We start from the raw sequence: 13,764 nt of genomic DNA, 5'->3' as shown, positions 1-13,764 counted from the left end.
ATATAAGAATGCAGGCGAACCGTCAATAGCCCAATTATACCAGTATTTTAGGCGATTTCTGGCCCACCCGGCCCGTGCCGAACCAACCGCCCTGAACCACGAATCACCCCTATAGGATGTAAAGAAAGGCACCCCTATGCCCATCACCCGGCGTCATTTTCTTGCTAGCTCTGGCCTCAGCCTGGCCGCGCCCATGCCGCTTGAGGCACACCCTGCTCCCTCAGCCCCCCATCGGATCAGCCAGGTTGAATTGGAGGCCACCGCCCATCGGCATGGCCTGTGGCACCGCCGGCAGCCTGGTGGGCAAATCGCCGACCTGGGCGGCTATGACTTAAGTGAGCTTCGCTTCGGTCGCTGGGAGCTGAGACATGCCAATTTCACTGGCGCCAACATGCAGAGCATCAAGGCCATCGAGACAAGGTTCTTCCGCTCGCATATGACGGGCTGCGACCTGTCCGGCGCGATGCTGCTCGATTGCGATTTGCGCTGCGTCGATCTGACCCGAGCGCGGCTGACAAGTGCCCAGATCCTAGATAGCCAATTCGACTGGCCAAACTCATTCGGTGAGGGGCGGCACTGGTACTGCGGGGAAGGTCTCTCGGGTGCCAAGCTCAATCAGGCCGATCTAAGCGGCAGCCGCATCAACGTCACGATCGACGGCGTCGACTTTACCGCGGCCGACTTACGTCAGGCTGACCTCAGAGGGGTCTTTGGGGCTGCGCATTTTGAGGATGCTGACCTGCGCCAGGCGAATTTTGGCCATGCCCATCTGGCCGAAAGCGTGTTCGAAGGCGCGGTGTTTGCAAAGACAAACGTGAGAGATGCCAATCTCTTTGGATGCAAACTCACGGCAGCGCAGCGAGATGGGCTGCAGAACGCAGCTTCCGCTCGGCCGCGAGAAGATCACTGAGTAGAGATCGTCAGAAATCTACCGGGATCATTCGTACATTACCGGATGTACTAATTTGAATCTTAGTCGATTGGCATTCCCAAGCTTACGACGGGGGTTCGATTCCCCTCACCCGCTCCAAATCAATCAACAACTTAAACGAATAATGCGGTTTCCTTTAGGAACCGTACTGCAAAAATACTGCAAAACCGGCGTGGAAATTCACGCATTTCGGCGGACCTTAGCTACAAGTTCGCACTGAAAATGCGCGCTTACCGTCCGCTCAGAATACGGCAACTATTAAGTCGGAAGGCACGATTCGAATAATGGCCAATCGCCCTTCACTATTGACCCTCGGAAAGCTACAGGCGTGGGTGGACACCCTACCGGATGAGGTTGTGCAGGATTATGGCCGCCTGACGTTCAACGTATCCGCCGTCATTTTGAAACACTTCTTCGGTGTCGAATGGGTGGAAGCGAACGTAGTCCAGGACGAGGACAATAAGCAGCCGCCAACCTTTCTCAGATTAGAATTCTGCGACTCGGTGGCACGAGAGACGAAATCATTCCGCTTGGTCGATCTGGCTGAAACGCTGTTCAATCTGCAAATCGTTCCGGGCTTCTACGACAAGATCGAAGACATGAAAACCGCCGATCTGGAGGCCAGCATGGCGGAGTTCGATTTTGCACGGTTCCTGTACTGGCACAAAGTTGCCTTCGGTTTTGTGAAACCGAGCAAGGTCAAAGGCTCGGATTACGATTTCAAAATTCGATACCCCAATGGAGTAATTGCCTGCGCTGACGCCAAATGCCGCCTAGAGGGAACGACGATCAACCCCGCGACAATCCGAAACTCGCTGGATGACGCCCGGAAGCGCAACCTGCCTGCAGACAAGCCCGGCATGATCTTTATCAAGGTACCTAAAACCTGGCTCGCCACTGCGGACTTGCAGAATCAAATTACGGCTGTAGTGAATGCATTTCTGCGTGGGACTGGCCGCATTGTCGCGGTGACCGTATATGCGCCAATCGTGGATATTTTGACCGATAGGCCGTTGATTCGAACCCGCCACCGCTTTGAGGAATATGCCAATCCCAAACACCGCTTTGATCGGGATCACGATTGGCTACTGTTTAAAAACTTCAAAGTTCCCGCTGATCAACAAGGTGCACCAAATCACTGGTGCCGCCTCTTCCCATAGGTAAAATAAACCCATGAGTCTGGGGGTTTAAAAAACGAGCCGATTGCGACGTGGCAAAGCGCAACGACGATTGGAGCGCATGCTCGAAGCTGTCGAGGACGAAGAGTTCGTTGTCATGATATAGGCAGTACTCATAAATCATAGATTTGGCTTAGCCTTGCCTGGCGGTCGTTTCGGTCCCCGTCACGACGATACCCATCTGCCAGGCCATGAATCGTCGCCGCCACTTTTGGGTGACTCACTTCGAGTGCTAAAGCGTAGTCGTCGAACCGTTGGGCTAGATTCCTCTCTTGCTGCCCACCTTCGTAGGCACCCCTACTCGTCATGCCGCGCGCATTGAACACTCCGTTATCGAAGCCGTTGCGCATCGAGTCAATTCCAGATTCCAGAACATCACACACATCAAGTCTAGGCCAAACTTCCATGCCCTTATGCGCCTCCCAGGCCAACATCGTACCAATCTTGAAATCGACAATTTCACTGCGGGCTACATTGGATGCCGCCGCTCTGCACTTAACAATCCAATCCTTAAAGGCGAGGCCATCAAATGCCTCGTCGAGCGTAAAGGCTTTCACCACGTTCCAGTAATCGACAACTTCTCGACACAGTTCGCCAACGTTCCTAGCCTGCCGTTCGTCAGCTATTTGCCAACCTTCTGGATCCGTGCCGTCGTCATCCCGCCTGTAGATATAACTTAGCATCTGAACATACTGGGCAGGATCAGCCGTCAGCTGGCGGCCAAGATCGCGCAATCCTCTACTGGTCTGAACAAGGGCATGACAGTAGCCAAATTCGAGATTCGCCACCAACGATCTATCAAATTCTGATTGCTGATCGAGAATTTTGAATGCATCCCCAATATCGTGAGCGTTCGGAAGCGAGGCACCTTCCTGGTCAACCGTCATAAGGGCATACAACACGTCATACATGGATTGAGCGGAAACTAGCTTTTTATCTAGTCTGATAGCAAAAAATGCCGAGCGTGGCCTTTTAGCCCTTAATAGGTTTTCGATGATGATGACTACGTCTTCTTCGCTCCAATCGAACCAACCCACATTCACTTTCGACCAATACCCTGCCCTAACTTCGTCGATACATCTATCAACGATACTCCACACTACTCTTCCGGTGGGTGCATCACATAGCACACCCACGAAATCTTCAATCGGCATTCGCCCTTCAGTGAATTCACCGGAAACCTCTTGCAGAACCTGGCGTAAAGATTCTGACTCAATCGAGGCAAAATAGCCAATTCTGAAATTCTTGACCGCCTCGCATGGCATGGCTTCTTTCACGAACTTCATGACTTGCTCTACCGGGAACAATTCTTGAAGCTTCCTAGCGATATAGTGAGCGACAAGACCTGGCTGCTTTGCCGTCAATGCAAAATCAAAAACAATTTCAGCACCGCGTTCTGCATGAATTTCGCGTAACGCCAATACTCGCGCCTCGTCTGTGCGTTTCTGACGATCGCTATGATCCAGGTCTTCCGCCAGTTCATCTGCGGAGAACTCGATCCAATGGCTGTCAAACAACCACTTATGGCGTTGACACAGGTCAGACGGCTCTAGCTGCCGGAAGGCCAACTCCGCATCAGCAACATGATGCTTCTTCTTGCTGCGTCGAGAGACAAATTGGCGCAAAGTCTCCCGCAACTCCGCCCTATCTCCATCAGATGCTTCCGCCACCCACCTTTCGACGATCCTCCAGAAGCGCGCTTGATCCTCGTTAGTAAGTCGTACAATAATCGGTAAAAGCTGCTTCAATTGGCCCAGGTCATACGAGACTCTACTTAACAGCAAGTCCGATGCCGCCAAGATCATATCCCGATACTCATCTTGGTTGACGCCACGTCCGGCGTTTGCCGCGTCACTACGCCAGCGTGGGCGGGCATTATCCATAGCCGACGCAAAACGCGTGTCGATTAGACTGATCGCTTGAGCAAAGGCAATCATCGGCTCGGTATCAAACAGTCGCTTAAGCGTCGCAATGCGTGTTTCGATAGGTGATGCAGTTTTGGGCAACCAGGCACGGAACAAGGAATGCAAGCTGTTTGATGGCTTGTTGTTCCAGTTGTCGTCCAGCGGAACACGGCTCAATCGGGCGAGAATATCCACCACTCGCCCATAAGTTTGAGGACTCCAGCCCAGAAGCTCCAAGGCCCAAAGCAACTCCGTCCGCCGACAGTCACCGCCCGCCCCTCCCTTCGTGACCGGCATCAACGCCATGATCGCTGGGCTAGCAGAGGCCAATTCTCGCTCTATCGCTGCCAGGAATGCATTGGGAGATGCCTCTGCAAGCAGTCGAAGACTGCCACGGATGGACAACCACTGCTCTTCGTTGAGGTCGGTGAGGAGGCGCGAGACTAGTGCGCTCGTACGGCCCTGTATATCTATGCCAAGCCGCTGACCACAAATTGCATTGCCGTTGATAGAAAACAGAACAAGGGCATTTCCAATTCCCTTCAAGAGAGCCCCGGAGAATGGATGTTCTTTGCCCAGGACATTGGCCATCCACCGCTCTTCCTCAGGAAGATCAAGTGCTGGATCACGAACGCTAATCGCTTGTTCGACTACCGAGAAGAATCGATCCAGGTCACTACTTAAGATTCGCCGACCGATTGCAAATAGCGCGTCGATTTGCGATACGACACGATTGTAGCGGCCGATCGCTTCGATTGGCGCATCATCCAGAGCTAGAAGTTCAGCCCCATCCTGCTCGATCTGCTCGTTTGACAGATTGGCGATTGCCGCTAACGTACGGATGTCCCCATCCCGATCGAGATTCCAAGCTCCGCACAATGCGAACGGTACCAGCTTCCTAGCGATATCAGAATCGCCTGACCAACTGGGCTGAGCCAAGGATGGCGTCACAGCCCAGCGGCGGCGAAGGATTGTGACGGATCGGCCGCTCTCACGTGCTGCAGCAGTCACCTCATGAGATGACAACCCTAAGCCCTCCAGACTTTTCTCAAACTGCTCACCCCCAAGCGGCTCAAGGTCTATATCTACGTCGCGCCCAGCCTGCCCCCTCACTACCGGGGCAACTAACGTGCCTTGTGCCGCGAGATAGGCAAATCGCTCTTCCAGCACCGCGTCAGAGAGCACAACGATCCTCGCGTCAGGCTGCCCACGATTGTCGAGCTCGGCATGGCCCTCGGCAACGACCAATTGATCAATTAACTTCGGCTGCGTTGCCAACGCCGCGCAGACAAACGCGATTGCCTCCTGGCGTGAATCTGCGGCAACAGTGATAGCTCGTGATTGACGACTATCGAGCAAGTTCAGCAGGCGTGAGATTAAATCATCCCGTCCCGCCAATATAAGATTTGCTGGAATTGCCGGATGTGCCGCGCCTGACCATATCTGCCAGAAATCGCTACCAGATAGCAGCCCATCAATGGATCTCCCCATTGCGCGGGCAAGCCATACTGCGGCGGTTGGAATTACCTCGATCCATTGCTCAAGATCATCCGCATCTAGGCAACGAACATCTGCCCACTTGCCTTCGGCCCTTCTGTTTGCAACCCAAGCCGCCTTAGCAGGCCAGCGCCGCAAAGTTACGAATATAAAAGTTGAGTGCTGGCGATCCGGCTCCTCAAGGCCAACGGTACGCTTCCGGTAATCGTCGTCAGCTTTCTGTTTTATTTTGCGATCGCAGCCCATTTCCCAAATGGATTTTCCAGCCGGTATCCAAACGTTTCCGGCCGCCGCCTCTAAAACACCATCAAACCCTCCGAGTTGAACAGAATCGCCGCCGGGAAAGCTGATGGCTGTTAGCGGGAGGCCGCTGCAATGGATCAGCCTACGTATCAACACCGGCAATTGGGACTGCGCCTCGCGGCGATCAGCCCATTGAGAGAGATCGGTAGCTGTGATTGCAGAATACAATACTATTCACCACTCGATTCGGACATCCAACATTTTATTCTGGCTCACTCTTTGTGCGAACCTAACCGCATAATTGGAATCATGCTCGCCAGTGAACATTTACCTGGAATTGATATGCAGCACATGCTTGGTCCCATTCTCAACCGGCGTTGATTGCACCCCCAGAGCAAGCAGAGAAAATCTTGGGCAAAACCGTTCAGATAACATCACGCACCCACTACAATCCTTGCCTTTGGACCGCGTTGTGGAATCGCGAATACTATCAAGCCTTCGTCACCGGAACTCCATTGCCCGGGAAAGCGCGGCGACAAGCTGTACATGCACTTAATATAAAATCCGATTCAATCATCGCTCAGATAACTGAAAACGTGCACGTCGACAAAGGAATGGGCATTGCAGAGATATCCAAGGAGCAAGCCGAAGCTTTCTGCCAGCGCCACCGCCCAGAAATGTATGAGAAATTCCTCTTAGAGAATACACATGAGGAGTATCCGATCTACCTTGATTTTGAAAACGTATTCACAGCGATTGAGAATACCCCGGTGTATAAAACACTGCTTGAAGTGACGAAGAAGCACCGCATCGATTCGTTAGAAGAAAAGACATTCCTGGCGAATTTCATAGCCATTCAGAATATGCGTAGTCATTCCGTTATGAATGCGATGATTGAATGGGGCGATGAAATTGGGTCGCCAAAATTCGAGCACTTAATCATGCTGAAGTGGATGCTGTCTGATCCGGTATTTATGATGAAGCTCGTAATGCCCCTCATCAATTCTAAATGGTCTCTATTCTTTACTGAGGAAGCCGATCTAGCACTTTGCGACTCTCCAATTTTAATCGCAAAGTCCGATATTTTAGTCGCGCTTTCCCCTCGTCTCCTATTGAAGATTCACAAGAACATTCCAAGCCAAAGAAACGAGATTTATCCCGCGAGAAAATTGTCTGGAAGCGGCCTCAAAGATTATCGAGTCCGCACCATAGGGAATACATTTCGAGAAATAATTGGCCGGAAAGAGACACTTGAGTTCTGGAGAAGCGCGCCAGAATTTAGAAAGCGATACGAACGCTTACGGTCTCAAACCAAGTACAATAAAATTCTTCATAAAAGCGGCAATGAGGAATTGTGGGTCATCAATGCGCTGGCCAATGTTCACGGAGAATCTACAGAAGATTAGTATCCGTGATTATCAACGGGTAAAAGGCGCTATACCCACAAACGCACCTACATATGTTCGGCGCTTTCTTCAGCCGCTCTACTGCGGCCGAACACCTGGGAGGCGGAACTCCAACGAAGTCATCTCACAGATTAGCTCGTCGATGAATTGTGCCGGGGCCAACTGAATAAACTCCGTTAGAAGCCAGTTCTCGCGCCCATCAAGGTAACGAGCCAGCCCCTTTGGATCGTAGCGCGAAAGCTCACTTAAGCGGTGCATCACGGCCATAATGATGGTCATTCCATAACGAGGCACAGATTGCGATCCCGCCATAGATCGCTTCAAATACCAAAGATCCAGTGGTGCTGAAATGAAACCGAGATTCAGTCGAATACCGGCATGAAGCTTGTGAAGTCGCGCCAATGCGGCTGCTTTCACCGTCGGTGTAGCACCTCGAGCATACCATTTCACTCGCTTCTTGGATCGAACGATGCACCTGTCTGTGAAGCCGTGGTCTATTTCAAACCCGCTCGGCAGCGTCTTCAAACTCCTCTGATCGGCGAACTTTCCCTTTATTTCGGCTGAGAACCACACGTAGTCGTCTGTCGGATGCCGCCTATAGATGCAGTTATGCAGCGGCATAAAGAGCTCCGGCTGCGATTTGAAAGTCAGCCGGTATGCCCTATGGACGAATGGCAGGTTTGCCAGCAGTTCTGACAGCGTGTGCTCGCCTTGCTTGGCTTCACCAAGGTACTCGACTAACGCTGACATAATTCCCGCCGCCTGGAATGTGACCTTTTCATTCGAGAGACTGCGCTTCGCCTCGACGTTGAACTGTCCAGCCACACCATGTCGTTCCGCAAAGTTGATTTTCTTTACGGTCAGAAGCGCCTTGGTCGCATTCAAGAAGCAATAGTAGTTTGCGAGCGGTGCCGCCATCGTGGGCATCGTCCGAGCAGCTGAGAAGTAAGCCGATGCTTGCCGCCAATATGGTAAGGCTTCCTTGCAGTTCCGGCGTAGCCAAAGCTCTGTGAACTGAAAAGCATCGCGTGTCAGAACACTCTCGCCTGCAAACGCAGGCGTCTTTATCGCCTTACGGAAGTAAGCTGAGCGATTACTAATTCTGAGCTCGGCGGCGGGCATATTCTTAGCTCTTGGATGTGGCTCGGGTACGCTGAACGCTGCCACACCACCATTAAATATGCGCTAACGCTGCCGCTTAAATATGCGCTAACGCTGCCGCCATCCTTGGATCCCATTTATATCCCTGCTGTAAGGCCAGAGGTCAACCACCTCTGCAGCGTCTAATTCTGCAGCTGCTTACTCTTTTTTGGAGATTTTTTATGAGTAACGCTTATGACAAAGATTCCGAGAATCCTGGTGGCAGACTTTTAAACAAGGGGACGCCCGACAAGGGCGCTTCACGCTGATGCGCGTATAGACTCTGCACCGGCAACATCACAACCTGAGCTGCTGCAAGCTTTGCTCCGCTATGCTGATATACAGTCCTGAGCGGCGGATCCCGATATGGACTAACTGCATGCGACCCACCGAAGTAGCCGCAATTGCAAACAATCACGTTACAAAAAATCATTCTAGCTAGTGCTTCTGCCGCGTGATTGAATGAATTGATGTCCTTATTATACGCCAATACAAATAAGTGTTGAATTTTTCCACGATAAGCAGCAACTCGCTCTAAATCCAAAAAATCATAGCAAATTGCTACCGCGAACGTCCCAACATCGTCTCCATCGAACAGCCAGATAGACGTGTCTTTCTGAAAGCCATACCCAATGCTGGTAAGATTCTTCAGCTCGCCAGGAGCCGGGTATGTCTTTCCCAATACCCGCATTGTAGTTCGAGAGCTGATACGTCGCTTTCGCCATTGATTTGGCACAAATATGACGGCTTCATTGCAGACGGCTTTCTGGCCCTTCTCATCTATTATTTCGCGATAATCGACACCCGCTATCACTATCGCTTCCATCGCCCGCGACATGCTTCGCAACCTCGGGATAAACCCCCTAGGCACAGACAGCTCCGGCAGCAACACTATATCCGGCGATGAACCATCTTGACGCAAAGCCGATGTAAAACGCCGAATCTCAGTTATCGCATGCTCTTCTTCAATAACTTCCATCCGCGGTTTTCCAATCCAAGCCGCTTCATGGTCAAGCGAAGTCTGTATTACGCCAACACTTAAGAAGTCAGCGAGTCGTGCGGCTATTGTCACGGAACAATCTCCTCTTCATCTTCTGGCACTGCCGCCACGTTCGCATTGGTAATCTGAATTAAGCTCACCGGAATTAGCTGTCGGGGTAAATGATTTGACACAGTAACCTGCTCGGACAAGAGCTTCTTTTGCGCACGATCAATTGCAAGAATTAGCGCCTGAGGGTCTGGAATAGATGGTACTGCATCTAGCCTGGTGTCGTCTGCTGCCTCCCCGCCAAATAGAAACGGGAAGCGAATAATTAAGTCAGTCTCGTGCGCTCTCGGAAACACGCAAGCTTCAAGCAAAGCGACCGTCTGAGACGATATTTTGAGATGTTCAAGTTCGCGACCGAAGAACTCCACATGACTTCGCTCAAGGCCGCGGACATTCCATCGCGCAGGCAGTTTAAAGTTTCGACGAACCAAACCCCAAATAATTTGAGCAACACCCCTTAGCCTCAAATGCCATGTCTCAGATTCTTCGGGGGCACTGATTGAAGTTAGGTGGTATCGGTAGTCCGCAATTTTCCGGTCTGAGAACTTGGGCATCGGCCCAATTTGCATTGCGTATCGCCACCGCTCCCATGTCAGAACTCCGAGCTGCGTTGGATCGATTGAAGGTCCCGTAAGCCAGGACTGAGGTACTTCGATATTTGCTGGATGCAACCAGTCTAACTTCCTTAAGTCTCCTACATCAAAGTCTGTAACTTCCTTCTGCAATAGAAGTCGTATTATTTCCAATGCAGTCCATTCGCTTCTACGAGGATCATAAGGGGACAGCGCCTGAAGCGCCGATACCCACTCTGCTAAACTAATCATTTTTTTTGGCTTTTCTCGCCTACCAGCATCCTCCAGTTTTGCGCGCACAATAGTAATGGTCCGACCGCTGACCTGAGCATCATTGAGAAAATTCGGAGTACTCAAAAGAGCATCATATAGCCAGCCCGCATCATCTCTTGGGAAGGTGCGCACTTGCCATGCAATAGCCCACTTCTCTCTGGGAATATCTGTTGGATGCAGTCGAAGATAATTCCAATCCAACGAATTAGACACATCTGCATGTGCGACGAAATCGTCCCACACCGCAGTACGTTCTTTCATTGAAAACTGAAACAGCCGATCAGCCCAGAATGCCCAAGCACTTAATCGCTTTCCATCTGCGCCATCCCGCGGCAGAGGGCCAGTGTGGAATCTCTGAATTAAAACGGTAAGACTCTCGATCAAATCTAAAAGATTATGCGCCTTGGCAAGTGACAGTGTGAAGCGTGCTGACGCCTCGATCTCTCGAAGTGATATAATCTGAAAGTACTCTGGTGAATGCTCAAGAATTCCATTCTCCTGGACAAACGCATCAATATTTAGTTTGCAAATGTGATGAATATATTGCTTCGCCCCGGCCCGTTCCCGAGCAAGGGAAGCCTCATCCACGCAGACTCGCAATGCAGCAGGAAGATGCGCGGCAAACGTTTGTAGTGCTAGCGCGCTCAAATACCTCTTGAGATGCCTGTATTCTCCCGTCGCATGCGCATTCATCCACCCCTCAATTTTACTGGGGCCGTCGCAACCAGTAATTTTGCAGTAATCTAGTATCCGAATAAATAACCGAACTTTATCGGGATGATCAGTGAATGCTTGGAATAGCAAACCAAAATACTTCTGAAGATGACGCTCTAATGCCGATTCATATAACCTCAAGGCTTCCGTTTCGATTTCACCCGTAGCGCGTTGACGAATACGCTCCTCTCTGTGCTTCGCAGTAGTCTCATCGCTCACGGACAGCGCTCCTGGCGCGAGTGCCGCGATGCGCCCTGCAGCAAATGCGGCTCGAGTATCCGCACGCAATTCTCGATCCGGTAAATCCGCCAGTAACAACCACTCCAATTGCTCTAGACGTTGCAGGCGTGACGCATCTGTCAGAATGTTGAAGTCTATCCCTGCCAGCATTGATACTTGCGTTAATGTAGGCGTCATCAACCGCGCAGGGCGCCTTCCATCGAGGGCGGCCTGCTTCTTTACATCTTCATAAATTTCCGTTTGCTTGTTATCTGCATCAAGAAGCATCTCTAGTTCAGGTGGATCGTACTTTCCCTGAGCCATTTCCAGAGACAGCCCCGCACTTTTTAAAACCTCTCGGTATGCTTTTATCCATCCAACAATTGCATCGAAATCAAATCCAATGATTGTGTGGTCATCGACAAAGCGGAAATGTGCGATGTTCCTATTTTCCCAGTTTCTTAAACGCTCGGTAATTTCCACATCAACTGGAAGCATTGCGATGTTGGATAAGAATCCGGCCACCATTAGGCCAGTCGGCAAACCATGGAACCCACCATCTGGCATCTGAGGTTCAGTAATTTCGGATAGTTCACTTGAGATGCTGTTTGCTTCTATGCGCCAAACAAGCATTCCATCAATAAGCTTCCTAAGCTTCGCATCATCACGATAGTCCGCAAGGTACTTGCTCAGAGAAGATTTGACGGCCTCAACAGAGATTTTTGGATAGAATGCCGAAAGATCAAACGAAGCTAGGTATAATTTATCACTTCGTTCGATCCAGTAGCCTTGCGCCAAGTAAGGCAGTTGGTTTGCTTGCTGGAGAGCACGCTTCTCCCCTTCGTCAAGCTCCTCGACATTTAACGTACCTGACATTTTTCGTGCAGTTAGAGCCAAATGTCGTCGAAACAGCGGCCAGCTATGCTTGAATTTCCGATAGAGATGACCGCTTGAATGGCGATATGGGCCGATATTCAATTTCGGCCCCTCACTATCCTCTTCGTACCAAGCCGCTCTAAAAAGCCGATGACCATAGCTCCACGCAGGCATTAGCGCGTCAAGTTGTGGCCCGATTGCGTTGATAATCGCGATCCACGCCACTTGATCTTTCACTGCTATATGGAAACTCTGACGCATCCGCGGACGACCTTTGTCGTCAGGTTTTTTAGGTTGCGGTAGGAGCTTCATCGGTGAGACGACATAACGTCCCGCCTCAAATGATCGCTGAATATCCCTAAGATTCTCTTCGATATTTAGTTCGAAGGCAGCAAGTTCGACTAAGTCGTATATGTTGTCCGCCTGCCGATATAGTCGCTGAGCCTTTTTCCATGCCCAAATTAAGTATTCCGGCGTGATGAGTAGATCATAAGCCTTACTCATTTCCGCCTCGTTTTAACTAGATGCTCATTGAGATCATTTGTTCCAGGTGGCAGCGTTTGAATAACTGAGATGATGCGACGGCTCACAAACTGGTTTCGCAGCCTCTTCACCATAGTTCGGCCAGCACGATCATTATCTCCAACAATATAAATTGTCTTTCCGCTCAGAAAGTCGAGTTCATCTGGACGGAGCGTGGTGCTTGCACCAAGTAACCCGATTGCGGGCTTATTTAGTTCATACGCAGATAAGACATCCACAATTCCTTCGCACAACCAGATCGCTCGCGACTTTGCAACGTTTGGCAGATTGAACACCGGCCTTCGTACTCCGCGTAGGCCAATGTATTTAGGGGAACCCATGCTGGGTGAGAGCGATCTTGCCTGTAGGTAAGTTGCGACCTCACCATTTAGGAACGGAAACACAATATGCTGTGACCGGAAAACAAGCCTTGGGCAACTCGGGGTCGATGATGCGGCCAGGACTCCACTCTTTTCGCAGCGTGGATAGCCAAAGTTATGGATTAGAGATGCAACAAGATGATCGGCATTTGGAATTTGTCCGACGCTGAATTTTTTAATAGTTTGATCAGTTATAAAGCGGCCATTCAGGTATAACCGTCCGTCGGTCTGAAGCGGGCTGCACTTCATTATCGAAGCATACACTTCGAGATCAGGTAAATACTCGACACCATCATGTTTAACTGGCGTTTGATATTCTACGGTGCGTCGTATTGGTTTTGGTTTTGCTAGTTGCGCTTGATCAATATCAGCCAACCAACGAACAGCATCTTTGAAATCGCAGTCGCGTACAATTTTCACAAGATCAATTACTGATCCTCCACGGCGGCATCCAAAGCAGAAACAGGTATTTTTCCGTGATTCGAAATGGAGAGATGGAGTGCGCTCTATGTGGCCTGGAAAAATGCACAGCGCCATTGCCCCTTTGGTCAGAACAGCTCCCAACTGTTCTCCAAGAGGTATGATTGGCAGCGCCTTAATCTTCTCCAAGTCGTAGATTTCTTGCTTCCCTTGCCCACACGCCGCCCCAGCCGCAGCGACCTTTAGGGTCATTTTGTGCCGATTTTTCTACTAGTGGCAGCGGAACATAATAGGTACACTCCACTCACCGTTCGTTGACTGGAATGTAACCCCATGCGCGCTATCGCGTATTACCGGGTTTCCACTGATAAGCAGGGCCGGTCTGGATTGGGCCTAGAAGCCCAGAAATCGCCATACAGGCGGTTCTGAAGTCTGCCGACT

General features: G+C 50.8%; 8 protein-coding genes. 3 read left to right on the top strand and 5 right to left on the bottom strand.

The features are described from left to right. Positions 1 to 136: 136 nt before the first annotated feature. Together CTR53_RS07210 and CTR53_RS07205 are read left to right on the top strand one after the other, a co-directional pair. Complete coding sequence (locus CTR53_RS07210; RefSeq protein ID WP_290810572.1) at positions 137 to 910, top strand: pentapeptide repeat-containing protein; 774 nt, start codon at positions 137 to 139, stop codon at positions 908 to 910. A 305-nt stretch (positions 911 to 1,215) separates the two neighbouring features. After that, positions 1,216 to 2,091: a hypothetical protein gene (locus CTR53_RS07205; protein WP_290810569.1), complete on the top strand. Its 876-nt coding sequence runs from the start codon at positions 1,216 to 1,218 to the stop codon at positions 2,089 to 2,091. A gap of 131 nt (positions 2,092 to 2,222) precedes the next feature. Here the strand turns inward: CTR53_RS07205 and CTR53_RS07200 are convergent, their stop codons facing one another. After that, positions 2,223 to 5,981, bottom strand: coding sequence for a hypothetical protein (locus CTR53_RS07200; protein WP_290810566.1), 3,759 nt, complete (start codon positions 5,979 to 5,981; stop codon positions 2,223 to 2,225). 182 nt (positions 5,982 to 6,163) lie between these two features. On the opposite strand from CTR53_RS07200, the gene CTR53_RS07195 reads away from it, so the two are divergent. Then, complete coding sequence (locus CTR53_RS07195) at positions 6,164 to 7,159, top strand: hypothetical protein (protein ID WP_290810563.1); 996 nt, start codon at positions 6,164 to 6,166, stop codon at positions 7,157 to 7,159. A 78-nt stretch (positions 7,160 to 7,237) separates the two neighbouring features. On the opposite strand, the gene CTR53_RS07190 is transcribed toward CTR53_RS07195, so the two are convergent. From CTR53_RS07190 to CTR53_RS07175, 4 genes are all read right to left on the bottom strand, one after another. Then, positions 7,238 to 8,281, bottom strand: coding sequence for a YaaC family protein (locus CTR53_RS07190; protein WP_290810560.1), 1,044 nt, complete (start codon positions 8,279 to 8,281; stop codon positions 7,238 to 7,240). 211 nt (positions 8,282 to 8,492) lie between these two features. Further along, positions 8,493 to 9,371: a hypothetical protein gene (locus CTR53_RS07185; RefSeq protein WP_290810557.1), complete on the bottom strand. Its 879-nt coding sequence runs from the start codon at positions 9,369 to 9,371 to the stop codon at positions 8,493 to 8,495. Further along, a complete protein-coding gene (locus tag CTR53_RS07180; protein WP_290810554.1) occupies positions 9,368 to 12,505 on the bottom strand; it encodes an RNA-directed DNA polymerase in 3,138 nt (1,045 codons plus the stop codon). The genes CTR53_RS07185 and CTR53_RS07180 overlap by 4 nt, the downstream gene beginning before the upstream one ends. After that, the gene (locus CTR53_RS07175; protein ID WP_290810551.1) at positions 12,502 to 13,575 is read right to left on the bottom strand and encodes a CHC2 zinc finger domain-containing protein; all 1,074 of its coding nucleotides are present in this window, start codon (positions 13,573 to 13,575) and stop codon (positions 12,502 to 12,504) included. The genes CTR53_RS07180 and CTR53_RS07175 overlap by 4 nt, the downstream gene beginning before the upstream one ends. Positions 13,576 to 13,764 lie beyond the last annotated feature (189 nt).

The organism is Ferrovibrio sp., from assembly GCF_002796975.1.
In the GTDB taxonomy this organism is placed as follows: domain Bacteria; phylum Pseudomonadota; class Alphaproteobacteria; order Ferrovibrionales; family Ferrovibrionaceae; genus Ferrovibrio.
Note: the sequence above shows the minus strand (reverse complement) of the source record. Positions and strands in the feature narration are given on the sequence as shown.

What these genes read in the sequence shown, in the direction of transcription:
- CTR53_RS07205 (WP_290810569.1), top strand. Translation starts at nt 1,216, where the DNA reads ATGGCCAATCGCCCTTCACTATTGACCCTCGGAAAGCTACAGGCGTGG.
- CTR53_RS07180 (WP_290810554.1), bottom strand. Translation starts at nt 12,505, where the DNA reads ATGAGTAAGGCTTATGATCTACTCATCACGCCGGAATACTTAATTTGG.
- CTR53_RS07210 (WP_290810572.1), top strand. Translation starts at nt 137, where the DNA reads ATGCCCATCACCCGGCGTCATTTTCTTGCTAGCTCTGGCCTCAGCCTG.
- CTR53_RS07175 (WP_290810551.1), bottom strand. Translation starts at nt 13,575, where the DNA reads ATGACCCTAAAGGTCGCTGCGGCTGGGGCGGCGTGTGGGCAAGGGAAG.
- CTR53_RS07190 (WP_290810560.1), bottom strand. Translation starts at nt 8,281, where the DNA reads ATGCCCGCCGCCGAGCTCAGAATTAGTAATCGCTCAGCTTACTTCCGT.